27 protein-coding genes and 1 tRNA gene are annotated in these 24,576 nt (G+C 67.0%); 10 read left to right on the forward strand and 18 right to left on the reverse strand.

Annotated elements, in window-relative coordinates:
• Positions 1-5 precede the first annotated feature (5 nt).
• From ACN6O8_RS16745 to ACN6O8_RS16755, 3 genes are all read right to left on the reverse strand, one after another.
• On the reverse strand, positions 6-614 hold the full coding sequence (locus ACN6O8_RS16745) for a class I SAM-dependent methyltransferase (RefSeq protein ID WP_427992151.1): 609 nt from the start codon (positions 612-614) through the stop codon (positions 6-8).
• Between the two features lie 475 nt (positions 615-1,089).
• Positions 1,090-1,869, reverse strand: a complete 780-nt coding sequence (locus ACN6O8_RS16750; RefSeq protein ID WP_427992152.1) for an SDR family NAD(P)-dependent oxidoreductase — start codon at positions 1,867-1,869, stop codon at positions 1,090-1,092.
• A gap of 47 nt (positions 1,870-1,916) precedes the next feature.
• Positions 1,917-2,903, reverse strand: a complete 987-nt coding sequence (locus ACN6O8_RS16755; protein WP_427992153.1) for a Bug family tripartite tricarboxylate transporter substrate binding protein — start codon at positions 2,901-2,903, stop codon at positions 1,917-1,919.
• A 166-nt stretch (positions 2,904-3,069) separates the two neighbouring features.
• On the opposite strand from ACN6O8_RS16755, the gene ACN6O8_RS16760 reads away from it, so the two are divergent.
• Positions 3,070-3,450, forward strand: a complete 381-nt coding sequence (locus ACN6O8_RS16760; RefSeq protein WP_427992154.1) for a hypothetical protein — start codon at positions 3,070-3,072, stop codon at positions 3,448-3,450.
• A gap of 21 nt (positions 3,451-3,471) precedes the next feature.
• Here the strand turns inward: ACN6O8_RS16760 and ACN6O8_RS16765 are convergent, their stop codons facing one another.
• Genes ACN6O8_RS16765 through ACN6O8_RS16795 form a run of 7 tightly spaced genes read right to left on the reverse strand, consistent with a single transcriptional unit; the run spans position 3,472 to position 11,192 of the window.
• Positions 3,472-4,203 (reverse strand): carboxymuconolactone decarboxylase family protein, encoded by a 732-nt coding sequence (locus ACN6O8_RS16765; RefSeq protein WP_427992155.1) that lies wholly within the window; start codon positions 4,201-4,203, stop codon positions 3,472-3,474.
• The gene (locus ACN6O8_RS16770; RefSeq protein ID WP_427992156.1) at positions 4,200-5,363 is read right to left on the reverse strand and encodes an SDR family NAD(P)-dependent oxidoreductase; all 1,164 of its coding nucleotides are present in this window, start codon (positions 5,361-5,363) and stop codon (positions 4,200-4,202) included. The genes ACN6O8_RS16765 and ACN6O8_RS16770 overlap by 4 nt, the downstream gene beginning before the upstream one ends.
• On the reverse strand, positions 5,363-6,127 hold the full coding sequence (locus ACN6O8_RS16775; RefSeq protein ID WP_427992157.1) for an SDR family NAD(P)-dependent oxidoreductase: 765 nt from the start codon (positions 6,125-6,127) through the stop codon (positions 5,363-5,365). Before ACN6O8_RS16775 ends, ACN6O8_RS16770 begins: the two co-directional genes overlap by 1 nt.
• A 4-nt stretch (positions 6,128-6,131) precedes the next feature.
• The gene (locus tag ACN6O8_RS16780; protein WP_427992158.1) at positions 6,132-7,076 is read right to left on the reverse strand and encodes an acyl-CoA dehydrogenase family protein; all 945 of its coding nucleotides are present in this window, start codon (positions 7,074-7,076) and stop codon (positions 6,132-6,134) included.
• Positions 7,073-8,278, reverse strand: a complete 1,206-nt coding sequence (locus tag ACN6O8_RS16785) for an acyl-CoA dehydrogenase family protein (protein ID WP_427992159.1) — start codon at positions 8,276-8,278, stop codon at positions 7,073-7,075. Before ACN6O8_RS16785 ends, ACN6O8_RS16780 begins: the two co-directional genes overlap by 4 nt.
• 8 nt (positions 8,279-8,286) lie before the next feature.
• On the reverse strand, positions 8,287-10,419 hold the full coding sequence (locus ACN6O8_RS16790; protein WP_427992160.1) for an acetate--CoA ligase family protein: 2,133 nt from the start codon (positions 10,417-10,419) through the stop codon (positions 8,287-8,289).
• Between the two features lie 2 nt (positions 10,420-10,421).
• On the reverse strand, positions 10,422-11,192 hold the full coding sequence (locus ACN6O8_RS16795) for an enoyl-CoA hydratase/isomerase family protein (protein ID WP_427992161.1): 771 nt from the start codon (positions 11,190-11,192) through the stop codon (positions 10,422-10,424).
• A 255-nt stretch (positions 11,193-11,447) separates the two neighbouring features.
• Between ACN6O8_RS16795 and ACN6O8_RS16800 the strand changes: the two genes are divergently transcribed.
• Complete coding sequence (locus ACN6O8_RS16800; protein WP_427992162.1) at positions 11,448-12,326, forward strand: SMP-30/gluconolactonase/LRE family protein; 879 nt, start codon at positions 11,448-11,450, stop codon at positions 12,324-12,326.
• Positions 12,327-12,335: 9 nt separating this feature from the next.
• Here ACN6O8_RS16800 and ACN6O8_RS16805 read toward each other — a convergent pair whose 3' ends face one another.
• On the reverse strand, positions 12,336-13,244 hold the full coding sequence (locus ACN6O8_RS16805) for a LysR substrate-binding domain-containing protein (RefSeq protein ID WP_427992289.1): 909 nt from the start codon (positions 13,242-13,244) through the stop codon (positions 12,336-12,338).
• Between ACN6O8_RS16805 and ACN6O8_RS16810 the strand changes: the two genes are divergently transcribed.
• The 3 genes from ACN6O8_RS16810 to ACN6O8_RS16820 are packed head-to-tail and all read left to right on the forward strand — an operon-like array spanning position 13,174 to position 15,250.
• Positions 13,174-13,350: a hypothetical protein gene (locus ACN6O8_RS16810; RefSeq protein WP_427992293.1), complete on the forward strand. Its 177-nt coding sequence runs from the start codon at positions 13,174-13,176 to the stop codon at positions 13,348-13,350. The genes ACN6O8_RS16805 and ACN6O8_RS16810 overlap by 71 nt on opposite strands.
• A gap of 33 nt (positions 13,351-13,383) precedes the next feature.
• Entirely contained in the window at positions 13,384-14,448 is a 1,065-nt protein-coding gene (locus ACN6O8_RS16815) for an LLM class flavin-dependent oxidoreductase (protein WP_427992163.1), read from the forward strand.
• 10 nt (positions 14,449-14,458) lie between these two features.
• Positions 14,459-15,250: a flavin reductase family protein gene (locus ACN6O8_RS16820; RefSeq protein WP_427992164.1), complete on the forward strand. Its 792-nt coding sequence runs from the start codon at positions 14,459-14,461 to the stop codon at positions 15,248-15,250.
• Positions 15,251-15,411: 161 nt separating this feature from the next.
• On the opposite strand, the gene ACN6O8_RS16825 is transcribed toward ACN6O8_RS16820, so the two are convergent.
• The 5 genes from ACN6O8_RS16825 to ispB all read right to left on the reverse strand — a co-directional run bounded on the left by ACN6O8_RS16825 (position 15,412) and on the right by ispB (position 18,839).
• A complete protein-coding gene (locus tag ACN6O8_RS16825; protein WP_427992165.1) occupies positions 15,412-16,146 on the reverse strand; it encodes an alpha/beta fold hydrolase in 735 nt (244 codons plus the stop codon).
• Between the two features lie 27 nt (positions 16,147-16,173).
• Complete coding sequence (locus ACN6O8_RS16830) at positions 16,174-17,148, reverse strand: Bug family tripartite tricarboxylate transporter substrate binding protein (RefSeq protein ID WP_427992166.1); 975 nt, start codon at positions 17,146-17,148, stop codon at positions 16,174-16,176.
• Between the two features lie 271 nt (positions 17,149-17,419).
• The gene (locus ACN6O8_RS16835) at positions 17,420-17,545 is read right to left on the reverse strand and encodes a hypothetical protein (RefSeq protein ID WP_427992167.1); all 126 of its coding nucleotides are present in this window, start codon (positions 17,543-17,545) and stop codon (positions 17,420-17,422) included.
• Between the two features lie 19 nt (positions 17,546-17,564).
• Positions 17,565-17,641, reverse strand: a tRNA-Pro gene (locus ACN6O8_RS16840).
• A gap of 232 nt (positions 17,642-17,873) precedes the next feature.
• Positions 17,874-18,839: an octaprenyl diphosphate synthase gene (gene ispB / locus ACN6O8_RS16845; protein WP_427992168.1), complete on the reverse strand. Its 966-nt coding sequence runs from the start codon at positions 18,837-18,839 to the stop codon at positions 17,874-17,876.
• A gap of 429 nt (positions 18,840-19,268) precedes the next feature.
• Here ispB and rplU point away from each other — a divergent pair, with 429 nt between their 5' ends.
• From rplU to proB, 4 genes are all read left to right on the forward strand, one after another.
• Positions 19,269-19,580: a 50S ribosomal protein L21 gene (gene rplU, locus ACN6O8_RS16850; RefSeq protein ID WP_175132805.1), complete on the forward strand. Its 312-nt coding sequence runs from the start codon at positions 19,269-19,271 to the stop codon at positions 19,578-19,580.
• A 35-nt stretch (positions 19,581-19,615) separates the two neighbouring features.
• Positions 19,616-19,876 carry a 50S ribosomal protein L27 gene (rpmA, locus tag ACN6O8_RS16855; RefSeq protein ID WP_006216229.1) on the forward strand — a complete coding sequence of 87 codons (261 nt, stop codon included), beginning with the start codon at positions 19,616-19,618 and terminating at the stop codon, positions 19,874-19,876.
• A 267-nt stretch (positions 19,877-20,143) separates the two neighbouring features.
• On the forward strand, positions 20,144-21,280 hold the full coding sequence (gene obgE, locus ACN6O8_RS16860; RefSeq protein ID WP_427992169.1) for a GTPase ObgE: 1,137 nt from the start codon (positions 20,144-20,146) through the stop codon (positions 21,278-21,280).
• A gap of 58 nt (positions 21,281-21,338) precedes the next feature.
• Positions 21,339-22,475 carry a glutamate 5-kinase gene (proB, locus tag ACN6O8_RS16865; RefSeq protein ID WP_427992170.1) on the forward strand — a complete coding sequence of 379 codons (1,137 nt, stop codon included), beginning with the start codon at positions 21,339-21,341 and terminating at the stop codon, positions 22,473-22,475.
• Between the two features lie 13 nt (positions 22,476-22,488).
• Here the strand turns inward: proB and ACN6O8_RS16870 are convergent, their stop codons facing one another.
• Positions 22,489-23,205, reverse strand: a complete 717-nt coding sequence (locus ACN6O8_RS16870; protein ID WP_427992171.1) for a response regulator transcription factor — start codon at positions 23,203-23,205, stop codon at positions 22,489-22,491.
• Positions 23,206-23,284: 79 nt separating this feature from the next.
• Between ACN6O8_RS16870 and ACN6O8_RS16875 the strand changes: the two genes are divergently transcribed.
• Positions 23,285-23,734 (forward strand): helix-turn-helix domain-containing protein, encoded by a 450-nt coding sequence (locus tag ACN6O8_RS16875; RefSeq protein ID WP_427992172.1) that lies wholly within the window; start codon positions 23,285-23,287, stop codon positions 23,732-23,734.
• Between the two features lie 76 nt (positions 23,735-23,810).
• Here the strand turns inward: ACN6O8_RS16875 and ACN6O8_RS16880 are convergent, their stop codons facing one another.
• Positions 23,811-24,374: a SecDF P1 head subdomain-containing protein gene (locus ACN6O8_RS16880; protein WP_427992173.1), complete on the reverse strand. Its 564-nt coding sequence runs from the start codon at positions 24,372-24,374 to the stop codon at positions 23,811-23,813.
• Positions 24,375-24,576: the final 202 nt, after the last annotated feature.

Consider the following 24,576-nt stretch of genomic DNA (forward strand, 5'->3'; position numbering starts at 1 on the left):
TCCCGTCAGCCGGCCTTGCGGCAAAAGCAGTAGACATGCCGGAAGGGGTCATCCACCATGTGGCGCGAAGCGATTACGCCGTCGATGTCGGGCACGAACTCCTCGAACCCGCCATCCACCACGACGGGAAAGGGCGTGCGCTCGGGCAGATCGTTGTAGCCCAGCACCAACACACCGCCGGGCTTGAGTACCACGCGGCATTGCGCCAGCAGGCCACGCAGGCCGTCCTGGCCGTCAATGCCGGAACCGAGCACGCCGTTGGCGATGACCACGTCGAAAGCGTCCGCGCCATAGTGCGCCGCCATCTGGAGCGCATCGCCAACCCAATGCCGCCCCGGGCGCCCGTAGACGGCACTGCGCGGCAGGATGTCGAGCGAATGGAAGTTCGCGCGCAGCAAACGCGGATAGTGCCAGTTGTGCTTGTCCAGGCCGAGGAACAGCAGTTCCTGCGGCGCTTGCCCGCCGGCAGCCAAGCGGTTCAGATAGCCGAAGATATGCTGTTCGAGAAAGTCCCGGTTGGGCGCCTCCAGCCTGAAGTCGACCCCGCAGCGTTCGGCCAGCGCCGGCGACAGCCTGAACAACGCCCGCTTGCCGATGTACTTCAACTTGCGCATACCCGTCATTATGTTTCCGCACTGATCCTCGAAGGTTGAGCCAGCGGTATGGGATGCGTTGAAAAAACCAGATTCCATGCAGCGCCCGTCAAACTGGCTCGGGAATTACCGGCAAGCTGCATTAACCATGCGTCTCAGAAGTGCCGATAGCGGTGGATATGTTTGCCGATCCGGCACGGCGAAATCAATATGTTTGATCACAATGAGTCCGACATCCCCCTTCACTTCGTCTGAAACAGATGAAGAGCGCAATAACCAGCAAAAAAGTGCGGCAGAAAGCTTCAAAAAGAGGCCACGCGCCATGCGCCTGGCCGCGCCATCGATCTTTCTTCGCACTCGCGCGCAGCATGAAAAGGCCTGCGCCAGACTACCCGCCAGAGATTCGAGGGGTTATTCGGATAAAGTTGATTCGATACGCCATATCGACTCGTGAGGCCTCAAGCGGCATTCAACCCGTAGACACGTTGGCTACCACTCAGACGCTGTAAATATTGGTCAGCGAGGCTTTGAGAAAGCCGCCGTCGACGACGATGTCCTGGCCGTTGACATAGGTGGAAGCATCGCTGGCCAGAAAGGCGACAGCGCCCGCGATGTCGGCTGGCAGGCCAATGCGCCGGGAAGGAATGCTGGCGATGCGCCTTTGCAGCACGGCTTCGTCGCTATAGTGTTTTTCGGACAGCGGCGTGCGAATCATGCCAGGGCTGACGGTGTTGGCGCGGATGCCGCGCGGGCCCCATTCAACGGCCATCTGGCGGGTCAGGGCCTGCAGCGCGCTCTTGGTCGCGCCGTAGGCGCCGACGCGGGTGGGAGCCTGGGCGGAAATCGACGCCACGTTGACGATGCTGCCTGCCTGCCGGTCGCGCATCAGGGGGAAGAATGCCTGGGCGCACAGCAGGGCGCCGCGTAGGTTGACGCGGAACAGGTGATCCCACAGGTCGATCGGGAAGGCTTCGAGGCTGGTCGGCGCGGCGCTGACGGCGGCGTTGTTGACAAGCACGTCGCAGCGGCCCAGGCGCGAGCGAACCAGGTCGGCCATGCGGGCCACCGAGTCGGGGTCGGCGATGTCGCAGCGCACATTCATCAGGCTGCCCGTGGCGGCGATGCTGTCGTCGGCCTGGAGGTCCGCCTGCACGATGGCCGCGCCCATCGCCCGCAGCTGCTGGCAGATGGCCAGGCCGATGCCGCCCGCGGCGCCGGTCACGACGGCCACACGGCCTTGCAAGGCGTGGGTGGAAAAAGCGGAAGGCATATCCATGGGTGTTGCCCCTTGAGCGAGGTTGGCGTCTGCGGGCGCGCCTTCACCTACTTGTTCTTCAGGTCGGCGAGTTTCGCCAGGTCTTGCCAGATGACGGCGTCGCGTTTGATCGAGGCGGCGAATTCCGCGGCCGAGGCGTCGGCCGGGACGATCATGTTCTGCCCTTCGATTTTCTCCTGCACTTCGGGGTCGTGCTGTGCGCGGTAGATCTCGGCATTGAGGCGCTTGATGATCTCGGGTGGCGTGCCAGCCGGCGCGAAGACGCCATACCAACCGTCGGCCTCGAACTTGTAGCCTTGCTCGGCCAGGGTGGGCACTTCCCTGGAGGCGGGCCAACGGCGCGAACCGGTCTGGCCGAGCGCGATCAGTTTGCCGGCGCGCATGTGGGGAATGGGCGAGGCGATGTCCATGAAACCGACACTGATGTTGTTGGCGATCAGGTCGGTGCTTTCGGTGACCAGTTGCTTGTAGGGGACATGGGGCATATCCAGGCCGTAGTGCGCCTTGATGCCTTCCATGGCCAGATGGCCCGACGAGCCGGTGCCCCAGGAGCCGTAGGCGAGCTTGCCGGGGTGGGCCTTGGCGTAGGCCACCATGTCGGCCAGGTTCTTGAAGCCGGTGCTCGGGTTGGCGACCAGCAGAATGCCGGCCGCGCCGACCTGGGCCACGGGCAGCAGGTCCTTGTCCGTATCGTAGGGCAGCGTGGGCAGCACCACGGGATTCAGCAAAATGGTGGACGAGGGGGCGAACAGCAGTGTGTAGCCGTCATTGGCCGCCCGGACCACCGTGTCGGCGGCGATCATGCCATTGGCGCCGGGCTTGGTCTCCACCACCACCGGCTGCTTGAGCGCCTTGGCCAGCGGGGCCGAAATCAGGCGGGCGAAAATGTCGCCGCCGGCGCCGGGAGAGCCGGCGACCACCAGGCGGATCGGGCGCTGCGGCCAGTTGTCCTCGGCGGCCCAGGCAGGGGCGCCCAGGCTCATCAACAGGGTACCCAGCAGCACGGCGCGCCGGGTGAGGAAGGAATGGGTCATTGCTGCGTCTCCGAATTTTTTGAGTTATCTGAACCCCTAAATTCTAGGTAGCTCAACTGAATTGCCTATAGCTGAAACCGCAGATCAGAACTGCGCGATGCAGGGGGAATCGGCGGCGCGGCGGCCGATACGCTTTTGCCGCGGACAACCGCCGAGACAGCGATCCATGCCCCTCGCCATCCGTCGCCGCTCGCTGCTTGGCAGCGCGCTCTTCCGCACCCTGTTTTCGATCGCCACCGGCGCGCGGGCGCACTATCCGGACAAACCCCATCCGGCTCGTGGCGCCGTATCCTCCGGGCGCCAAGGCCGACGCTATCTCGCTACGACCCAGAGCGTGAAGGACAATCCCCACGTGAAGGTGCTGGCCTACACGGGACGCCCTGGGAGCGCGCGCCTTCTGCCCGGCGTGAAAACGTTCGCGGAGCAAGGTATTCCCAACATGGTGTTCCACAGCAGTCATGGCGTGGCCGTGCGAACCGGCAGCGCCGAACCGGTCAGGGAGCGGCTGGCGGCCGCCGCGCGCGAGGGTGGCGTGGCGCCGCAGTGAGCGCCGGCCCCTGGCGCGGGCTTATCCCTGGCGTTCCGCCGGCGCCGTCTCGCGGGCGTGCACGGTTGCGCCAAGCGCCGCACCGTGCACCGCGAGATGGGCCCCCAATTGCATGGCCTGCAGCAGGGCGGGGCGCGCGATGCCCAGCGCCAGGCCCTGCTCGATGAGCGCGCGGGTGGTCGCCATGTCGGCGTGCGTGAAGCAGGCGTGCAGGGCCACGTCGATCAATACCTGTTCGTCGGGGCTCAGCCCGCCCGCCGGTCTGCCGTGGGCGAGAAAATCCAGTAGCACGGCAACGTAGCCAGGATCGGCGGCCGCCAGGCGCTGCAGGCTGGCGGCGTGTTCGGGGCAGGTCGCGGCAATGCGCGCGCGCAGCGGATCGTCCGCCGCCAGCGCCGGCAGCGGCGCGGCTTCATGCAACAGGTCGGCCGCCTGGAACACCGCGCTCAGGCCTTGCAGCGTGACCCGGTGCAGGACATCGAACAAGTCCGCTTCGCTGGCGCCGGCCTGCCGCGCCAGCCGCATATGCGTGGTCAGGCCCGGTTCGTAGAGATGGGTGGCCGAGGCGTCGAGCGCAACATAGATCAGCTCCACCATGCGCGCGGACAACGGCCCGCTGCGCGCCGGATGGCCGGCATATGCCGCGTAATGCGACAGGAAGGCCGGGTTGGCGCGCAGCAGCGCGTCGTTCCAGGGACGCCAGTAGCCGCGCGCGGCAATGAAACACGCTTTGATGTGGTCGGGATCGGTCATGGGCTACCCAGGGTCTGTCCGGTCAGGTATTGCGCCTGCGCGCCGGCCACGAAGCGCAGCAGCGGCAAGCAGGTGGCGGGGTCCGTGCCGGCGGGCACTTCGACAGCGTTGATGCGTGCCGCCTTGGGGCCCCATTCGCAGGCCAGCGTGGCAATCAGCATGCGCGCCGCGGCGCGCTCGCCGGCACCTTCCCAGGTTTCGTCCTGGTCGCGCGGCAGCAGCAGGGTCAGGCTGCCCGGCCCGTCGGGCGCGGCCTGCCGCGCCGCCTGTACGATAGCCTCTAGCCGCCGGCCCGGCGGGCTCGCCAGCACACGGGTATCGAGCAACGCCGGATAGCCTTCGGCGGCGTCTTGCCGTGGGCCGTCCCAGGGACCCCGTACCCGCAGCGCCAGCGGCGTGTCGCAAGCCATGGGCGCATGGGGGCTGGGCGCGTAGGCCTGGCTGCCGCCGAAGACAGACGAACCGCCATCGACGGCCAGCAGATCGGCCGTGAGCGAGGCCGACTCGGCGCTCGCCAGGAAAGCCAAGGCGCAGCCGATATCCTCCGGCTCACCCAGCCGGCCCAGGGGAATCTTGGCCACGGCGCGCGCCGGATCCAGGCGGCCGGCCGCGATCAGCCCGGCCACCAGTTCGGTGCGCACAAAGCCCGGGCAGAGAACCGTAAAGCGCCAGGCCGGAAACGCCTTCGCCATGGCCCGGGTCTGCGCGATCAGCCCGGCCTTGCTGGGGCTGTAGGCGCCCCGCCAGGGAATGGCGCGCAAGCCGGCGCCGGAGGCCACGTTGACGATACGCGCGCCGGGAACCAGGCGTTCGCGCAGCGCCAGCGGCAGGCGGCCCGGGGCGTGCAGGTTCAGATCGAGCAGGCGCTGCCAGCCCGCAGGAGCCAGCCCGATGATGGGCTGGTTGCTGTCATCGGTCATGCCGGCATTGTTGATGAGCGCGTGCAGCGGCGGCAGGCCCTCGGCCAGCGCCGCGATCTGCGCCGGGTCGGTAAGGTCGGCCACGCGTAAGACATGCGTCGCGCCAAGCTCATCGGCCAGAGACGCCAGGGCCTCTGCATTACGGTCCACCAGGACGCAGCGCCGGCCGCCGCGCGCCAGCCGACGCGCGGTGGCGCGGCCGATGCCGCTGGCCGCGCCGGTCAGAAGGACCGTCTCCATCACAGCGTGGTGAAGGTAATGCCGCCATCCACCACCAAGCCTTGCGCGGTGATGAAGCGGGCTTCGTCGCTGGAGAGGAAAGCAATGCCGCTGGCGATGTCTTGCACGGTGCCCAGCCGACCCATGGGCGTGCTGGCGACGCGGCGCGCATCGCGTTCGGCATTGCGGTTGCGCTGCGTGCCCTCGGTGGGAACGGCAGACGGGCAGACGGCGTTGACGCGGATGTTGCGCGCGCCGAGCTCAGCGGCCGCCGCGCGGGTGATGCCCAGGATCCCAGCCTTGATGCCGGAATAGACGATGGAGTTGGGAGCCGATTTCAGCGCGGCGGTCGAGGCAACGTTGACAATGGCGCCGCCGCGTTCGGCGTCCATCACGGCGGCGGCGGCCTGGATTCCCCAGACCACCGCCTTGAAGCCGATGTCCAGCATGCGATCCATCGTTTCGGGCTGGATGTCGGGCACGCTCTGGTAGCGCACCCAGGCCGCGTTGTTGACCAGGATGTCAAAGCGCCCGCCCTGTTCGGCGGTTCGCTGCACGGCCTCGGTGATGCCTTCGCGGGTCGAGACATTCTGCGTGACGGAGAAGGCTTTGCCGCCCTCGGCGATGATGCTGGCGACCGCCGCATCGACCAGTTCTTGCTTGAGGTCGTTGACGCCGACGATGGCGCCGCGCGCGGCCAGCAGGCAGGCCGTGGCGCGGCCGATGCCGGCGCCGGCACCGGTAACGAGCGCCACGCGCCCGGCCAGGTCTTGTTGCATGCTCATTTCCTTATACCGATTGAATGTAGGCGCGGCCCGTGGCGCACGACAGGCCGCCGAAGGCGGCGTCCAGCTTGCGCACGGCGCGCAGCGCGTGGTGCAGAGGCAGTTCCCAGGTGAAACCCATGCCGCCATGCAGGTGGATGGCTTTTTCGATGACGTAGGCGGCATTGCCCAGCGCGCCGGCCAGGGCCGGGCGCGTGTCGCGCGAACCGCCATATTCGTCGGTCTGCATGGCGCGGCGGATAGCCGCGCTCGAGACCTCCTGCAGCAGCCGCATGCGCGCCAGCAGGTGGCGCACCGCCTGCTTGGCCGACAGGGGGCGGCCGAACTGCACGCGGGTGGCCATATAGCTGGCGGCGGCCTGCAGGGCGCCTTCGGCCGCGCCGTTGGCGAATTCGGCCAGCAGCAGGTGCGCGCGACGCTCGCAGGCCGCCCAGGCGGCGGCGTCCAGGCGGGCCAGCACCGGCGCGTCCTGTAGCGTGAACCACAGCTGGGGATGCTCGGGATCGAGCGCGGATTGCTCCTGGCACGGCGCGGCCGTGACGTCGAGCAGGACGGCACCGTCACCGTCGGCCACCAGCATCCAATCGGCCGGGCCATGATCCAGGCGGGCGTGGCCGGCCTGGACGCTGCCCTGCCAGGCGATGCCGGCCAGGCGCTCGCCGGCAATCAGGGCGGCCGCCTGCGGCGTGCCGGGCAGGGCGTGCGCCAGCAGGATCTGTTCGGCCAGGGGCAGCGGCAGATGCAGTTGCCCGGCGGCATGGGCGATGGGCAGGGCGAAGGCCAGGTCCAGGCCCAGCCCGCCGTCGTCTTCGGCCGCCATGACACCGCACAAGCCCGCCTGGGCCAGTACCGCGGCCATCTCATGGCGGTTCTGGCGCGTCAGCGCGTCGCTAATGGCCGCGCAGGCGGCCTGCGCGAACTCCTCGGGGCGCAGTTCTTCGCTGCTCATGTCAGATCCTTGGGAAGATTCATGATGCGCTGCGCGATGACATCGAGCTGCACCTCGGTCGTGCCGGCATAGATGCTCTCGGCGCGCGCGAACAGATAGGCATTGGTGAAGGCCGCGTGCGCGCGCCGCGCCAGCGGGCTGGAGTGCGGGCCGACCTGCGACAGCAGCGACAAGGCCAGCCCGGCGAAGGCCTGGTGGCACTCCGACCAATAGAGTTTGGTGAGCGAGCCGCGCGCGCCGATGGATTCGCCGCGCATCATGCGCTCGACGGTCAGTTCGACCAGGCCCTTCAAGCCATCGATCTCGCCGACCAGATCGCCAATGCGGCGCTGGACGTAGCCGTCGTCCAGGGCGCCGGACAGTTGGCTGTCGGATTTGCAGGCGGCGATCAGTTGGCGCAGTTCGCATTCGAAGCGCCAGGGGCGGTACATGCGGTTGGTGGCCCGCTCGATGGACAGCACGCGGATGGCGGCGCTCCAGCCCTCGTCCGGAGCGCCCAGCCGCGCGCTGTCGGGCACGACGACATCGTCGAAGAACACCTCGGCAAACGACGCCTTGCCGTCGATGGACTTGATGGGCACCACGCGGATGCCCGGGGCGTCCATGGGCACGGCGAACATCAGCAGACCGCGATGCTTGTCGGCCACGGTGCCGGTGCGGGTAAGCAGCAGGCAGTAGTGCGCCTTGGCCGCGCCGCTGGTCCAGATTTTCTGGCCGTTGATGCGCCACTGGTCGCCGTCCTGCACGGCCTTGGTGCGCAGCCGGGCGAGGTCGGAGCCGGCATCCGGCTCGGAGAAGCCCTGGCACCAGTACTGCTTCATGGACAGGATATTGGGCAGGAAGGCCAGCTTCTGCTCCTCGGTCCCGACCGCCATGATGATGGGGCCGGCCAGTTCCTTGCCGATCGAGCTGACGCTCTCGGGCATGGGCAGCGCGCCGACCTCCTTGTTCACGGCCAGGTGTTCGCGCAGCGACAGGCCATGCCCGCCGTATTGCCTGGGCCAGGTCATGCCGGCCAGGCCGGCCTGGTACATGGCGGCTTCCCAGGCGCTGCTTTCGGCCAGGGTGGGGGCGCGCCAGTCCAGGCTGTCGCTGCGCATGAAGTTGGGCAGGTTGGCGCGCAGCCAAGTGCGCGCGTGCTGGCGGTAAACCTCGGGCCCGGCGGCCGGGTCCGGGACCGCCACGTGTTGATCGAAGTGCATGCTTGTCCTCAGAGTGCGGGAGCGGCGCGGGGGATCATTAGCGCATCGAGCACGACCACGCCTTGACCCTGGGGCCGCACCAGGATGGGGTTCATATCGATCTCGGCGATTTCGCCGCGATGCCGATAGGCGAACTCCGATAGCCGCGCGACCGTGCGCGCGGCGGCGTCGATATCCGCCTTGGGCTGGCCGCGCGCCCCGTCCAGGATGGCGAACATCTTCAGCGAGCGGATCATCGCCAGGGCCTCCTCTTCGCTGACCGGCGCGGCCTGCACGGCCACGTCCTTGAGCACTTCGGCATAGATGCCGCCCATGCCGACCATCACGATGGGGCCGAAGACCGGATCCTGCGAGATCCCGGCGATCATTTCCGTGCCGCCGCGCGCCATGGGCGCGACCAGCACGCCGTCGATGCGGGCCTGTGGCGCGTGGCGCGCCGCATTGGCTTTCACGCGGACATAGGCTTCGCGCACGGACTGGGCGTCGGCGAGATTGAGCGCCACGCCGCCGACCTCGGTCTTGTGGGCGATGTCTTCGGAGGCGATCTTCAGCACCACCGGGTAGCCGATGGCCTCGGCCGCGCGCGCCGCCTCATCGGCATCGCGGGCGATGGTCTCCTGCGGAACGTCGATGCCGGCCCGCGCCAGCGCCCGCTTGGCATGGAATTCATTGCGAAAGACCGCGGGGTCGACCGGCTCGGCGGCCATTTCCCGCCGCGGAGCGGCATCGGCCGCGCGCAACCGGCCCAGACGCACCAGCCCGGCCAGTCCGGTGGCGGCCGCGTCGATGCTGGAGAATACCGGGATGCCCAGCGCATTGATCTTCTCGACGGCTTCGACCGGGCCTTGGCTGATGATCAGCAGCAGGCGGTCGGGATGGCTGGCGCGCACCTGCGCCAGCGCCTCCAGGTAGATGCCGCGCAAGCGGGTGTTGTAGAGCGACAGCGACATGAACAAGGCCAGCGCGCCGTCGGAGGGGTCGTCAAGCAGCGCGGTGAGCATTTTGAGCAGGATGTCGGGACGGCTGGACATCTGCGCCGAGGCGTCGACCGGGTTGCCGGTGCTGGCAGTGGGCACCGCTTCGCGGATGCGCGCCTGGGTGTGCGGGGCCAGGGGCGGCAAGGCCAGCCCGGCTTCGCTCATAGCGTCGGCCATCATGATGCCGAAGCCGCCGGAAGCCGCGACCAGCGTCACCGCGTCATTGCGCGGCAGGCGGCCGGGCAGCAGCAGCGAGGCCGCATGGCCGATGTCGATCAGGGCCTCTACAGACCGCACGCGCAACACGCCGTGGCGGCGGAAGACGGCTTCTATCACGGCATCCGAACTCGTCAGCGCGCCAGTGTGTGAAGCCGCGGCCGCCTGGCCTATCTCGGTGGAGCCGATCTTCAGTACGATGACCGGCTTGCCCCGTTCGCGCGCCATGCACAGCGCGTCGATCAGCTTGCCGGCATGGCGGCAGGTTTCCATGCAGCACAGGATGATGCGGGTCGCCGGGTCTGCGGCCAGGGCCGCGATGCCGTCGGCCACATCCACATCGGCTTCATTGCCCGTGGCGATGAAGCGGCTCACCCCCATGCCGCGGCGGGCCACGCTTTGCATGGTGTGGCTGCCCACATTGCCCGACTGCGACACGATGCCGACCTGACCAACGGGCGGCATGCTCTCTTCCAGCGCGATGGAGAAGGAGCCGATCAGCCGGTCGGCTACATTGACCGTGCCCAGGCAGTTCGGGCCCAGCACGCGCATCTCGTTCTCGCGCGCGATAACCACCAATTCGTCCTGGAGCGCGGCGCCCAGTGGGCCGGCCTCGACGAAGCCCGACGACAGCACAATGGCGGCCTTCACGCCCCGCGCGGCGCAATCGCGCAACGCGGCCGGGGTGGCGGCGGCCGGGACGGCGATAATCGCCAGCTCCGGCGCGGTCGGCGTGTCGCGCACGCTGGCGTAGGCGGGCAGGCCCTGGATGGCGCCGCCCTTGGGGTTGATGGGATAGACGGCGCCTTTATAGCCGTACTTGACCAGCATGTGCACCGGCCGGCCACCGATCTTGGTGATGTCGTCGGAGGCGCCGATGACAGCGATGGCGCGCGCCTCGAAAAAGGCCCGCAGCCCCGCGCCGGGGCGTGGCGTATGTCCTGCCATGCTCAGCGTCCCTTGAACTGCGGCTGGCGCTTTTCCAGAAAGGCCATGCGCGCTTCGCGGGCGTCTTCGGTCTTGGCGAGCGCCATGGTGAAGTCCTGCTCGAAGCGGTAGGCGTCACGCTGCGGCATGAGGTCGACCATGTTGGCCGCGCGCTTGGCGTACACCACGGCCAGGGGCGCTTTTGATGCAATCTCGTGAGCCATGGCCAGAGCCGCCGGCAGCAGCTCGTCGGCGGCAAGCACGTCTTCGAGCACATTGCGGCGCAGCAGCTCATGCGCGCTCAGTCGCTGCCCGGTGAAGAACATCCGGCGCAGCGTGGAGCGGCCGAACAGCGTGCGCAGCATCGACGCGCCGCCGGCCAGGCCAACGTTGATCTCCGGCATGCCGAAGGTGGCGTTTTCCGAGGCGTACATGATGTCGCAGGCCGCCATCAGGCCCAGGCCGGCGCCAAGCGCCGCGCCGTTGACCGCGGCGATCACGGGCTTGCTGCATTCGCGGATGGCGTTGCCGGTCTCGCGGGTGATGCGGTTGTGCTCCAGAAAGTCGCCGGCAATGTCGGCGGCGGGGCGGTCCTTGAGATCCGCGCCGGCGCAGAACACGGTGCCACTGCCGGTCAGCACGGCGCAACGGATGTCTTCGCGTTCCGAGATTTCATCGAAGATGGCCACCAGGCGGCGCCGCGTTTCCCGGTTCAGCGCGTTGACCGGGGGGCGGTTGAGCGTGACCAGCGCCACGCCACGGTCGACCTCGAAGCTGACGGCGGCCTCGCTCATGCCGGCACCTCGTTCGACAGGGGAAAAACAGGGGCGCGCGTCGCGCCGGCGGCATGCTGCATGGTGAGTCTCCTCGAGTCGCATTGACCGGTCCGGCCCCGCATTGCAGCCGTGGGCCGCCGGTTTTTTTTGATTATATGGACGCGATATGCGCGGGATTTACGCCAAAAATGTTGGTTGTGTTCTGCATGAAAGCGCCATATTCCAGAGACTCGCCGGCCGATACCATGCGTCTGGTCAGGAGACAATCGACAGATGCAGATCGAGCGAATCGGCACGGTGCGCGCGGCCCTGGGCGAGTGCCCGGTATGGGACGCCGCGCGCGGACGTATATGGATGGCGGATTGCCGCGCGGGCCAGATACTGGCCGTGGATCCCGACAGCGGCGCGGCGCGCCACTGGCAATTGCCGGCGCCCCTGGGCTCCTTCGCTTTCAATGGCGATGACGAGCTGGTGGTGGCCCTGAAGGAGCGCTTCGCGCTCTTTAACACGTCCGATCACGCCTTGCGCACCGTGGCGCACATCGGCGACAGCCATCCCAATCTGCGCCTGAATGACGGTGTGGCCATGCCTGATGGCAGTTTCGTGGCGGGCACCATGCACATCCATCGCCAGGAAGGCGAGCCGCCGCGGGGCGGCCTGTATCGTCTGGACACCCAAGGCCGGCTGTCACGCATCGCCCAAGGCCTGGGCGTCGTGAACGGCCCGGCGCCCGACCCGACCGGCACCTATTTCCATGTCTGCGACAGCGCGCAGCGCAAGATCTTCCGCTTCTGGATGGACACCGACGGCAGCCTGCGCGAGCGCGAGGTCTTCGTTGACACCGAGGCCTTGGGCTCGGCGCCGGACGGCTGCTGTTTTGATGCGGCGGGCGGCTTGTGGACCGCGCTCGTGCATGCCGGGGCCATCGCCCGGTTTGATAGGCAAGGCCGGCTGGACCGGCGCATCGAGCTGCCGGCGCGGCATCCAGCCTCGCTGTGCTTTGGCGGCGAAGGCCTGGACGACCTCTTTGTGACCTCGATCAGCGACAGCGGCCGGCTGTCGGCCGATGGCCCGCTGGACGGTGCGTTGCTGCGCGTGCGGGGTATCGGTCAGCGCGGCGCGCCGCGGCCACGTTGCCGCATCCGACTTTGAGCGTTCGCGTCAGCCGGCGCCGGCCGTGGTGCCCCGGTAGGCGGTAAAGCGTAGCGCCGGCCCGGAAACGTGACCCGCGACGAAATCCAGGAACAGGCGGATCTTGGCCGGGATCATGGCCGTGTCGAGGATAGTGGCGTACATGCCTTCCTCGAAAGTGGTGTTGGTGACCTGGTACTGCGGCAGGATCCGCACCAGCGTGCCGCTCGCGATGTCCTTGTGCACGGTGTAGTCGTCAAGCAGCGCGATGCCTTCGCCCAGACGCGCCAGCTCCAGCAGGGCAACGCCGTTGTTCGTGACATGGCGCGGCTTGAGCAGAACTTCGTTGATGGCGTCCTCGCGCTTGAAGCGCCAGCAGTACTGTTCGCCCGGCAGTTGATAAGCCAGGCAGGCATGGCCGTCGATGTCGGCCGGCTGCTGCGGCATGCCGCGAGCGGTCAGGTACTCGGGCGAAGCCACCAGATAGCGTTCGCTCTTGAACAGGATGCGGCGCTTCAAGCCTGCCTCGACGGGCGGCGAGATCCGGAAATCGATATCGAAGTTGTTGCGCCGCAGGTCGGTCTTGGCCTCGGAGAGCACCAGCTCGATGTGGATGTCGGGGTATTGCTGGCGGAACGCCGCCACCAGCGCGGGCAGCACGCCCAGGCCGAACATCATGCGCGAATGCACGCGCAGTGTGCCTTTGGGCGCGGAGCGGATCTCGGTGATGTGCCGGTGCGCCTCGTTGATGTTCCAGAGTATGCCTTCGAGCTGGCTGGCGTACTCGCGGCCGGCTTCGGTCAGCACCACTTGCCGCGTGGAGCGCAACAGCAGCTTGACGTTCAGCTCGACCTCGAACTCGGTGATCATGCGCGATACCGAGGTGGCCGAGACACCGAATTGCCGCGCGGTTTCGGAGAAGCTCTCCGTTTTCGATATCGAAAGAAAGAGCTCCATCGCGCGCAGCCTGTCCATCATTCCTCCACTTTCCGCAGCACAGAACGCCGCTTTTTCTGTATTCCGGCCGGTAGCGACCGACCTCTAGAATTTCCTCAAAATCCGCTATCGAGGAAACATTATGGAATTCGGCGTATTCATCCTGGCGCAGCAACGAGGTTACCACCAGTCTTCCAGACAAGTCATCAGCAACTCCATCGAGCAGACGGTGGTCGCCGAGCAGGCGGGCTTCGATACGGCTTGGTATGCCGAGCACCATTTCAACAACTATTCGCTCTCGCCCTCGCCCCTGATGACGGTAGCCCATGCCGCCGCCAAGACCCAGCGCATCCGCTTAGGCACGGCGGTATGCATCTTGCCGCTCTATCATCCGGCGCGCTTCCTGGCCGAGGTCGGCTTTGTGGATACTGTCTCGAACGGCCGGCTTGAGCTGGGGGTGGGCTCTGGCTACCAGGAGTTCGAGTTCGAGCGATTCGGCGTGCAGATCGCCGAATCGGGCGCCATCTTCAATGAGTTCCTGGATGTGATTCCCAAGGGCCTGACGCAGAAGATCTTTGAGCACCAAGGCCAGTACCTGAGCATTCCGCCCAGTTCGATCGCCGTGCGCTGCCTGCAGGATCCGATGCCGCCGATCTGGGTCACTTCGGGCAATCCGGTGACGCTGGGGCGTGGCGTGCGCGAGCACCACAATCTCTTCGTGACCGCGCTGCTCAATGGCAACGACGCCATCGCCGGGCTGCGCGGGCGCCTGGAGAAAGTGGCTGCAGACAACGGCAAGGATCTGGACCGCGACGTGAAGTTCGGCTTCCTGCGCTGCGGCTACGCTTCGGATAACAAGAGCGAGATCGACGCCTACCTGGATTGCGCGCGCTTCCAGCGCCGGATTTCGGAGAGCCTGAAATACCGCCGGGCGCAAAGCGACGACGGCTACATGGTCAAGGAAGTGCCGTCCGAAACCGACCCGACCTTTGACCAGCTGCGCAAGAACCTGCCGGTGGGCTCGGTCAACGAGGTGATCGACAAGATGCTGGAAGAAATCAGCATCCTGCGTCCCAAGCACATTGCCTTGCAGACCCAGCTGGGCGATTTCGACCAGAAGACCATGCTGCGCCAGATCGAACTGTGGGGCGACAAGATCATTCCGGCCATCCGCAAGGAAATCGGCAGCGCGGCGGCAGTCGCCTGAGGAGACGGCCATGCAGATCTACCTGAGCAATGCCGGCGCAATTACCCTGCGCCATCCGACGGATTTTCGCCGGCTCGATGTGCTGGCCGACCCGCAACCGCGCGAGCGGCTGGAGCTGGCCATTGCCCGCGTGGGCCGGCGCGAGGACGAGCGCCATCTGCGCCTGGCGCCCTCGGTGCTGCGCTTTCTGTCGCAGCACGCCGGCGACCCGCATTGGGAGGCCGGCTTCTCGGCCATGGTGGATTATGCGGCGCGGCACGGCTGGGTGGACGAGCGCGGCGACATCCGCGCCCACATGGTCATCAATGAGCGCGATCCGGTGGTGTCGGTGGATGACTTCAAGGCAGCGATGCGGGCCTTGCCCGCGGGCATCAGCGCGGTCAGCACCGGCGACGGCGATGAAGTGGCGGGCCTGATAGTCTCCAGCCTCACGTCGATCTCGGCCGAACCGCCCATGGTGGGGTTCTTCGTGCAGCAGACCGCATCGGCGCGCAACGCGCTGCTGCGAAATGGCCGCTTCGTGGCCAACGTGCTCGGCGAGGACCATGGCGAGGTCATCCAGGCCTTTTTGCGCCAGCCGCAGGGCAGCGCGCGCTTTGCCCATGGCGGCTGGGTGATGACCGATCAGGGCCTGCCTGTGTTGTCCGATGCCCTGGCTAGCATCGAGTGCGACATCGTTTGCACCGAGGCGCTCGGCACACACGACCTGATCGTCGGCAAGATCCGCAAAACGGCCTGCCGGCCCGCGCAGCCGCTGGTCAACTTCAACGCCGCCACGCACCGGCTGTCGCTGCTGCAGTGAGGTCGCGCCGCTTGCCGATCAGGCCCGCGCCGGTTGGCGAATGGCGGTGCGCCGGCGCTGGCCCTGGACGCCTGCGGTGCGGCCGGGGTAGCCGGGCCATTTCGCCCGTGTCTGCGACATCGACCGCATTGGGCCCAGATATGCTGCCCGCGCAGCGCCGCTCAGACGGGGTGACGGGCCAGAAAGTCCTGGATGGCGTCCAGGTAGCGTTGCGGCTGATCCTTCCAGCCCTCGACCAGCGTGGCCGCGGGCGCCAACTGCGCCAGCTCCAGCGAGACGGCACGCGGATGCAGCGGGTCGTTTCCGCCCAGGATCAGCAGCGGAATCGGGTTGCGACGCACGAAGTCGCGGCTGACGCTGAAGACGAACTCGCCGCCAAATAGGTTGCGCCGCAGACCTTCCAGCGCCCGTTCATCGATGACGGGATCCCGCGCGCGCAGGGTGTCGGCCCATTGGTCGAACGATTCCCCGCGCTTGCCCTCCTGTCCGGCAATGCCGATGGGCTGTTGCAGAATCGCCGACGCGACGCGCTCGGGCGCCAGCTCGCATAGTTTGAGCGCAAACGACGAGCCGATGCAGGAGCCGATCACGTGGAAGCGCTGCACGCCGAGGGCGTCCAGCAGACCCAGGTGATCGCGCGCGTAGGTGGTCCAGCCGTCGCTGGCCAGCACCGGCGCGCGCGAGCGGCCGGCGTTGCGCTGGTCCGGGGCGATCACGCGGTAGCGGCTGGCGAGCGCGGCGACCGGGTCCGGGTACTCGCGCGGCCGGCCGTCGCGCGTGACGCGCCACAGTTCGCGATGCGAAAGCATGCCGCCGGGGGCCAGCGCCAGCACGGCGTCGCCCTGCCCCTGGATGTCGAAGTGGAGTTCGGCGTTGCCGATGGTCAGGAAGGGCATGGCGGCCTCGTGCGCGTCAGCAAAGCGTCATTGCAGGGCCACGCCGCTGTCACGCAGCAGCGCCGGGAACTTGCCGGCATCGCGCGCGATGCGCTCGGCGAAGGCCCGCGGCCGGTCGGCGATCGGCTCGAAACCGATGGCCAGCAGGCGCGCGCGGAAGTCCGGCTCGGTGATGGCCTGGCGCACCGCGCGCCAGACATCCTCGACGATTTCCGGCGCGGTGCCCGCCGGCGCCAGCAGGCCGAACCAGCCGGTGTCGCCATCCATCTTCAGGCCGACCTGCGCCGCCGTCGGCACCTGCGGCACGGTGTCATTGCGATTGTCCTGCAGCACGGCGAGCGCGCGGACCTGACCGTTGGCGATCAGGCTGGAGACCGCGGGCAGCGCCACGATGGCGGCATCGATCTCGCCGCCGAGCAGCGCCACCACCGCCGGCCCCGCGCCCTTGTACGGCACGTGCTGCACGGTGCCCTGCAATTGCTGCTGCAGGCGGGTGAGCGCGCGGTGGTTGCTATTGCCGTAGCCCGGGGTGCCGATGTTGACGACATGCTGACTGGCCGCCTCGCGCAGCCCGGCGATGTCGCGCACGGGCGAATCGGCGCGCACCACAATCACCGGCGGCGTCGCCGCCACGATGCTGATGGGCGCGAAGCTCTTGACCGGGTCATAGTTGATGGTGCCCTGAAACAGGGTCTGGTTGGCCACCAGCATGTCGCCGGTCAACAGCAGCGTATAGCCGTCGGGCGCGGCGCGCGCCACCTGGTCGGCGGCGATGTTGCCGCCCGCGCCGGCGCGATTCTCGACGATGACCGGCACCTGCCACAGCGCCCCGAGACGCTCGGCCAGGCCACGCCCGAGGACGTCCATGGCACCGCCCGGAGCCAGCGGCAGCACCAGGCGCACCGGTTTGTCGGGATAGCCAGCGCTGGCCGGAACCATCGCGCCCAACAGGAATACCACCGCCAGGCCTTGCACCTGGGTCCAGAAACGAGAGAACTTCAAACCGCACGCTCCACAAAGCCCGCGGGCGTCCGGCGCCGCGCGGCGCCGGCCTCGGCCACCCCGTCGGTGTCGAACGCCCGCATTACACAGCGAACAGGCTAAGAGGCGCGCCGGCCGGCGGCAACGAACGATTCCAACTATGGATATGCGAGCGATACGGAGCGACGCTCATGCCCGAGACAGCGTCCGAGCACACGATATCGATCCCCGGGATCGAAGCCTTGCTGGACGCAGTCTTCCGTAACGAGCCCGCCACGCGTGATGACGCGGATCAAGCCGCGCTCGGCTCGTGGCCCAATCGTTCATCCCGCTGGCGCAGAAAGAGCGCAAACGCAAAAAAGCCGGCGCCGCTTTCGCGGTTCCGGCCATTGCTGACGGTGTCGGGAAACACCTTCATGAATTCGACCACAGATAAGTGGTCGGGGCGAGAGGATTCGAACCTCCGACTCCTGCGTCCCGAACGCAGTACTCTACCAGGCTGAGCTACGCCCCGAGTCTGGATATGGGTTTACCACCCCACACCCTACAACTACTGACTTCGTTGCGCTCAGTGCAACCAAATCATTTTTTCGCTTTGGCTTAAAGACTGCCTTTTTCAAGGCCTCCTCCGCCGTGTGAATTTCAACGCGCGATCTGCTGCTCGTTGATTATCGCTTGCCCGCTCGTCGCTTGCCTGCTTGTTCTTGCCGCTTGCTTTAAAGCACCACTTTCGTACTGCTTTTTAGCTAGCGATCTCGATTCACCGCGAAAGCGCAGAATTCTAACAGAGAATTTAGAAAAGGGGAAACGGGATATGCAGAAAGTGCTTCGCGCGCCCGATCCGCCTCGGCCACGGCGGCCTGGCGGGCGTGTTCCAGGGCGTCCGTCGCCTGGATGGCGGCGGCCACGGCGGCGAAGTCGGCGTCGCCCGTCTTGATGGCGTCGCGGATCAACTGCTGCTGTTCCGACGTCCCCACTTCCATCACGCGGATCAGCGGCAGCGTGGGCTTGCCCTCGCGCAGATCGTCACCGACGTTCTTGCCCAGCGCGGCGGCATCGCCGCTGTAGTCGAGCACGTCGTCGACCAGTTGGAAGGCCGTGCCCACATGGCGGCCATAGGCGGCCGCCGCGGCTTCCTGCTCGGGCGTGGCGCCGGCCAGCACCGCGCCGACCTGGGCGGCGGCCTCGAACAGCTTTGCGGTCTTGTAGCGCACCACCTGCAGGTAGCGCTCCTGCGAGACGTCCGGATCGTGCACGTTCAGCAATTGCAGCACCTCGCCCTCGGCGATCACCGTGGTGGCCTCGGACAGGATGCTCATGATGCGCATCGAGTCGGCCTCGACCATCATCTCGAACGAACGCGAGTAAAGGTAATCGCCCACCAGCACGCTGGCGGCGTTGCCGAACACCGCGTTGGCGGTCTCGCGCCCGCGGCGCAGGTCGGACTCGTCGACCACGTCGTCATGCAGCAGCGTCGCGGTATGGATGAACTCCACCACGGCGGCCAGCAGCTGATGATGCGTCCCCTGATAGCCGAGCGCGCGCGCCACCATCAGCACCATCGCCGGGCGCATGCGCTTGCCGCCCGCGCCAATGATGTAGTCGCCGATCGTACGGATCAGCACCACATCGGAATTCAGCCGCTCGCGGATAACCGCATCGACGGCCTTCATATCGTCAACTATGGGAGCAATGAGCGCGGGGAGGTTCAAGACGTATCCGGAGTGTGAAACGAGCCGTTCGTAACAGCTCTTACCGCTGGGCCGCCGGCAGGGCGGAGGGATTCGACCAGCGATTATACGGGCTGTCAGGAGCCAAAGCGGGACGTAGCCACGCCCCCGCCCGGGACGGGGACGCCCGGCCCACGGCGCCGCGCCGAACCGGCCCGCCCCCGTTTTTTCGGTTGCGCCCCCCCCCGACGCGGCGCCCGGACGACACCTAAGCCCTTAGCCTGCAAGCGCTTTTTGACTTTTCCCCAGCTGCGGGCTAATATCGCAGATTCGGTCAGAGATGGCCGAATTACGTCGGTGAATTACGCGCGCTTTGCCTTGAAACGCCACTTTGGCAACGCCAGGCAAGTACCGCCAGCCCCGCAGGGCCGGCAAGCGAATGAACCCATTTACCCATTTAAGGAACACCCCATGTACGCGGTCGTAAAAACCGGTGGCAAGCAGTACCGTGTTGCCATTGGCGAAAAACTCAAGGTAGAACAGATACCGGCTGACATTGGGCAAGAAATCACCCTGGATCAAGTGCTGTCCGTGGGCGAAGGCGATCAACTGAAAGTTGGTACGCCCCTCGTCGCCGGCGCCGTGATCAAGGCAACGGTTCTTGCGCAAGGCCGCCACGACAAGGTCAAGATCTTCAAGATGCGCCGTCGCAAGCACTATCAGAAGCATCAGGGCCACCGTCAGAACTACACCGAAATCCGCATCGAAGCCATCACGGCTTGAGACGCGACTCGGTACCACATTAGCAGGAGCTAAACATGGCACAGAAAAAGGGCGGCGGCTCTACGCGAAACGGACGCGACTCAGAATCGAAGCGTCTGGGCGTCAAGGCTTTCGGCGGTGAACTGATTCCCGCTGGTTCGATCATCGTGCGTCAGCGCGGCACCCGTTTCCACGCTGGCGTGAACGTCGGCATGGGCAAGGACCACACCCTGTTCGCGCTGATCGACGGCAAGGTTCAATTCGGCTTCAAGGGCGCGTTGAACAAGCAAACCGTTTCGATCGTCGCCGCCGAGTAATCCTCGACGCAGCACGATCCGGCCAGTGGCGCGGTCGCCTCAGCGATCCGCCGCCAGCCAGAACGGCAAAGCCCTGTCGCATGCGGCAGGGCTTTTTCCTTCCCGACCACCGCGACGACGCGGCGGTCCTCGCCGCCTCGCGGCGACCCCGCCCGCCGCAAGGCCCGGGCGGTTTTCAGGCAGAATGAGCGGAGTGTTCCGCCCTGCCCTTTCGGCAACGCCCCGCCAAGGCGGCGCGGCCTCTTACCTCATACACGCGCAGACATCATGAAATTCGTAGACGAAGCCACCATCGAAGTCGTCGCCGGCAAAGGCGGCAATGGCGTGGCGAGCTTTCGCCGCGAAAAATTCATTCCCAAGGGCGGCCCCGACGGCGGCGACGGCGGACGCGGCGGCAGCATCTATGCGGTGGCCGACCGCAACATCAACACGCTGATCGACTTCCGCTACGCGCGCCTGCACCGCGCCAAGAACGGCGAAAACGGCCGCGGCTCGGACCAGTACGGCGCCGCCGCCCCGGACATCACGCTGCGCGTGCCCGTCGGCACCATCATCCATGACGCCGAAACCGGCGAAGTCCTGTTCGACCTGAACCGCCACGACCAGAAGGTCGTGCTGGCGGCCGGCGGCCAGGGCGGCATGGGCAACATGCACTTCAAGTCCAGCGTCAACCGCGCCCCGCGCCAGTGGACGCCCGGCAAGGAAGGCGAACACCGCTACCTGCGCATGGAACTGAAGGTGCTGGCAGACGTCGGCCTGCTGGGCCTGCCCAATGCCGGCAAGTCCACGCTGATCACCCGCATCTCCAACGCCAAGCCGAAGATCGCCGATTACCCCTTCACCACCCTGCACCCGAACCTGGGCGTGGTGCGCACATCGCCGTCGCGCAGCTTCGTGGTGGCCGACATTCCCGGCCTGATCGAAGGCGCCTCCGAAGGCGCCGGCCTGGGCCACCTGTTCCTGCGCCACCTGGCGCGCACCCGCGTGCTGCTGCACCTGGTCGACGTGTCCACGCCCGATCCCGACGCGGATCCCGTCGAGCAGGCCGTGGTCGATGCCCGCGCCATCGTCGAGGAACTGCGCCGCTACGATCCCGAGCTGGCCGCCAAGCCGCGCTGGCTGGTGCTGAACAAGCTGGACATGGTGCCCGATCCGGAAGACACCAAGCGCCGCTTCGTCGAGCTGTACGACTGGAAGGGCCCGGTGTTCGGCATTTCCGGTCTGTCCGGCGACGGCACCCAGGATCTGATCTACGCGCTGCAGGACTACCTCGACGCCGAGCGCGAAAAGGAACAGCTGGCGCAAGACCAGGCCGACGGCACCTACGTGGCCGAAGACCCGCGCTTCGACGACACCCGCACCGATGCCGACAAGCAGCCGGCCGCACCGCGCGGCGACGAATAAGCCATAATCGCAGTCTCGTTCGATTACGCCTTTTCTCGCGCCGCAGCCCGCCGCCATCATGTCTGCCGAATCACCCGCCGTTTCCGTCGTTGCCAACGCCCAGCGCCTCGTCGCCAAGGTTGGCTCATCGCTGGTCACCAATGAAGGCCGCGGCCTGGATCGCGCCGCCGTGGCGCACTGGGCAGCCCAGATCGCCGCGCTGCGCAAGCAGGGCAAGCAGGTCGTGCTGGTGTCCAGCGGCGCCATTGCCGAAGGCATGGCCCGCCTGGGCTGGCGCAAGCGCCCCTCGGTGATGCACGAACTCCAAGCCGCGGCGGCGGTGGGCCAGATGGGCCTGTGCCAGGCCTACGAAGCGGCCTTCGCCGAATTCGGCCTGCGCACCGCGCAGATCCTGTTGACCCACGAAGACCTGGCCGACCGCCATCGCTACCTGAACGCGCGCAGCACCCTGTTCGCGCTGCTGCGTCTGGGCGTGGTGCCGATCGTGAACGAAAACGACACGGTGGTCACCGACGAGATCCGCCTGGGCGATAACGACACCCTGGGCGCGCTGGTCACCAATCTGATCGAAGCCGACACGCTCATCATCCTGACCGACCAGCGCGGCCTGTACGACGCCGACCCGCGCAAGAATCCCGACGCGAAGTTCATGGCGCACGTCCAGGCCGGCGATCCGGCGCTGGAAGCCATGGCCGGCGGCGCCGGCAGCGGCATCGGCACCGGTGGCATGCTGACCAAGGTGCTGGCGGCCAAGCGCGCGGCGCACAGCGGCGCGCACACCGTGATTGCCTCCGGCCGCGAACGCAACGTGCTGACACGCCTGGCGCAAGGCGAATGCATCGGCAGCGAATTGCGCGCCGTGCTGCCGGTGTGGTCGGCCCGCAAGCAATGGCTGGCCGATCACCTGCGGCTGCGTGGCCGCGTGGTGCTGGACGACGGCGCCGTGCAGGCGCTGTTGCGCGAAGGCAAGAGCCTGCTGCCGATCGGCGTGGTCGATGTGGAAGGCGAGTTCGGCCGCGGCGACGTGGTGGCGTGCGTGGACGGCCAGGGCCGTGAATGCGCGCGCGGCCTGATCAACTATTCGTCGGCCGACACCCGCCGCATCCTGCGCCAGCCGTCATCGCAGATCGCCCGCATCCTGGGCAGCATGACCGACCCGGAACTGATGCACCGCGACAACCTGGTCGTGCTCTGACACCAACGCGGGACTAGTCCTGCCCGGCCGCGCCTAGGCCGGCCGCGCCTAAGCCGGCCGCGCCCTGTGGCATCAACATATAGCCCCACCCACGCACCGCCAGCACTGGCAGGTCGATGTTGAGCCGGCGCGCCTTGGAACGCAGGCGCGAAACCAGCACGTCCACGCGGCGCGCGCCGTCCATCGGGTCACGCGAGGCGTCGGGGAAGAAGCCTTCGCGCGGCAGGCATTGATGCGGCGCGTTCAACAGACTGACGAAGAAGGCGCGTTCGGTGTTGGTGAGCGGCAGGCGTTCGCCCGCGGGGCCGGCCAGCATCCGGGCGCGGCCATCGACACGCCAACGCGGCATCGCGTCCGTGGCGGAATGCTGGCAACGGATCAGGTTGCGCAGCACGGCGTCCCATTCGGGAATGTTGGCTTGCGCCGGCACGCACACGTGGGCGCCGGCATCGAGCGCGGCAATGCGTGCCTGGGGCATGTCATCAGGAGATTGCCAGACCACCGAGCAGGTGGGCGCGGCACGACGCAGCGCGGTAATCAGTTCCGTCAGATTTTCATCCATGCCCCGCAGCACCACCACGTCGGCGGGCTCGCTGCGCAAGCGCGCCAGCACACCCTCTGGCGAGCGGCACAGGCCGACCTCCCATTGGAATTGGCGCAAGGTATGGACGAATTTATTGCACGCCGTTCCACCAAGTTGCACGACCAGGACGTAACCTCTTTCCTGCATGGCCTGACCTTTCCGAAGTTATCACTTAAGTAATATTTATATCCACCAAAGTGCCTACGGTGCAAGCTTCAATCGACGCGTGAAAACTTTTTCAGACCGACTGAAGCACGCTCGACTTCTGCGAGGCCACACGCAGAAGACGCTCGCGCGCATGGCGCGCCTGTCGCAAAGCGCGATCGGCAGCTATGAAAGCGGGCTGCGGCATTCGAGCCGTTCGCTGCGCAAGCTGGCACAGGTGCTCAAGGTGGAGCTTGAATGGCTGGAGACGGGCAAGGGCCCCATGGAACTGCCCATGGAAAGCTACGACCTGAGCGACACGCTGCCTGCCACCGGGGTGTCCGAGCCGCTGCCTCGCGCAATCGCGCGGCGCACGCGTCCGCTGGCGCCGTGGCCTTTTCCCAATATCTCGCCAGCGCAGTTCGATACGCTCACGGCGGACGACCGGACGACGCTCGAAGCCCTGACGCTGACGTTCATCGAATCGGCGCAGGCGCGCCGCGGCATCAAGCCGCGTGGCCGCAAGTCCTGACCTCGCCGTTGCCGGCAATCTGTCGGCGGGATAAAAAAGCCCGGCATCGCCGGGCTTTTTTGTGGACGCCTGCCGTTCAGGGCTTGGCTGGCGCGGGCGCGCCCCCGCCAGCCGCCGGCGCGCTTTCGCCGCGAATCCGGGCGGCGATGTCCGAGGCGGCCTGGGCCGAGGGCACGCCGAAGGCCAGCACGCCACGGTTCAGCGGCTCACCGATGCGGGGCGCGGCAATCAGTTCGCGGTCGATCACCAACGCCAGCATGTTGCCGACGTTCTTGCTGCTGATGTCATTGAGCTTGCGCGCGCCGGCTTCGGAGAAACGCAGACCGACGAAGTTGGCGCCTTGGCGATCGACCAGGGCGGCCGCTTCGGTCAGGTCGGCGCGCGTCAGCACCGGCTGCTGCTGCATGTAGATCTTGCCGTCGGGCAGGCTCACTTCAACCAGGCCGGGACCGGACTGGGTCTGGGCGACGTAGAACTCGACGACCGAAGCGGTGGCGGGTTGCTGCGCGGACGACTGCTGCTGGCCCGCCGTGTCGGGCGTGGCGGCGGCACCGGATTTGGTCGGGGCGGTCTTGCAACCCGCAAGCGCAAGGGTCATGACAACCAGGGCGGGCGCCAGTTTGCGGAGGGTCAGTTGCATGCTCGTTTCCTTCTTGAGTGGACTGGGGCCGGTGGGCTGAACGCCGGCTGACGTGAAAAAGTGTACAGAACCTGTATGGCACTGTCTCCGCAGTCTGAATCCAAATGTAAACCGGTACTACCGACGGCCACGCGCTTGCCGTGATGCGCGCTGCGGCGGCGCAGCATCGGCGTCATTCGCCTGACGGCCGGGCAGGCTCTAT

The organism is Achromobacter sp., from assembly GCF_050285565.1.
Taxonomy (GTDB): domain Bacteria; phylum Pseudomonadota; class Gammaproteobacteria; order Burkholderiales; family Burkholderiaceae_B; genus Achromobacter.

Coding starts and splice junctions, on each gene's coding strand:
- proB (WP_427992170.1), top strand. CDS start 21,339: ATGTCTGCCGAATCACCCGCCGTTTCCGTCGTTGCCAACGCCCAGCGC.
- ACN6O8_RS16750 (WP_427992152.1), bottom strand. CDS start 1,869: ATGGATATGCCTTCCGCTTTTTCCACCCACGCCTTGCAAGGCCGTGTG.
- ACN6O8_RS16785 (WP_427992159.1), bottom strand. CDS start 8,278: ATGCACTTCGATCAACACGTGGCGGTCCCGGACCCGGCCGCCGGGCCC.
- ACN6O8_RS16780 (WP_427992158.1), bottom strand. CDS start 7,076: ATGAGCAGCGAAGAACTGCGCCCCGAGGAGTTCGCGCAGGCCGCCTGC.
- ACN6O8_RS16820 (WP_427992164.1), top strand. CDS start 14,459: ATGCAGATCTACCTGAGCAATGCCGGCGCAATTACCCTGCGCCATCCG.
- ACN6O8_RS16775 (WP_427992157.1), bottom strand. CDS start 6,127: ATGAGCATGCAACAAGACCTGGCCGGGCGCGTGGCGCTCGTTACCGGT.
- ACN6O8_RS16800 (WP_427992162.1), top strand. CDS start 11,448: ATGCAGATCGAGCGAATCGGCACGGTGCGCGCGGCCCTGGGCGAGTGC.
- ACN6O8_RS16745 (WP_427992151.1), bottom strand. CDS start 614: ATGCGCAAGTTGAAGTACATCGGCAAGCGGGCGTTGTTCAGGCTGTCG.
- ACN6O8_RS16870 (WP_427992171.1), bottom strand. CDS start 23,205: ATGCAGGAAAGAGGTTACGTCCTGGTCGTGCAACTTGGTGGAACGGCG.
- ACN6O8_RS16880 (WP_427992173.1), bottom strand. CDS start 24,374: ATGCAACTGACCCTCCGCAAACTGGCGCCCGCCCTGGTTGTCATGACC.
- ACN6O8_RS16795 (WP_427992161.1), bottom strand. CDS start 11,192: ATGAGCGAGGCCGCCGTCAGCTTCGAGGTCGACCGTGGCGTGGCGCTG.
- rpmA (WP_006216229.1), top strand. CDS start 19,616: ATGGCACAGAAAAAGGGCGGCGGCTCTACGCGAAACGGACGCGACTCA.
- ACN6O8_RS16765 (WP_427992155.1), bottom strand. CDS start 4,203: ATGACCGATCCCGACCACATCAAAGCGTGTTTCATTGCCGCGCGCGGC.
- ACN6O8_RS16815 (WP_427992163.1), top strand. CDS start 13,384: ATGGAATTCGGCGTATTCATCCTGGCGCAGCAACGAGGTTACCACCAG.
- ACN6O8_RS16760 (WP_427992154.1), top strand. CDS start 3,070: ATGCCCCTCGCCATCCGTCGCCGCTCGCTGCTTGGCAGCGCGCTCTTC.
- ACN6O8_RS16770 (WP_427992156.1), bottom strand. CDS start 5,363: ATGGAGACGGTCCTTCTGACCGGCGCGGCCAGCGGCATCGGCCGCGCC.
- ACN6O8_RS16790 (WP_427992160.1), bottom strand. CDS start 10,419: ATGGCAGGACATACGCCACGCCCCGGCGCGGGGCTGCGGGCCTTTTTC.
- ACN6O8_RS16825 (WP_427992165.1), bottom strand. CDS start 16,146: ATGCCCTTCCTGACCATCGGCAACGCCGAACTCCACTTCGACATCCAG.
- ACN6O8_RS16835 (WP_427992167.1), bottom strand. CDS start 17,545: ATGAAGGTGTTTCCCGACACCGTCAGCAATGGCCGGAACCGCGAAAGC.
- ACN6O8_RS16755 (WP_427992153.1), bottom strand. CDS start 2,903: ATGACCCATTCCTTCCTCACCCGGCGCGCCGTGCTGCTGGGTACCCTG.
- obgE (WP_427992169.1), top strand. CDS start 20,144: ATGAAATTCGTAGACGAAGCCACCATCGAAGTCGTCGCCGGCAAAGGC.
- rplU (WP_175132805.1), top strand. CDS start 19,269: ATGTACGCGGTCGTAAAAACCGGTGGCAAGCAGTACCGTGTTGCCATT.
- ACN6O8_RS16810 (WP_427992293.1), top strand. CDS start 13,174: ATGCGCGATACCGAGGTGGCCGAGACACCGAATTGCCGCGCGGTTTCG.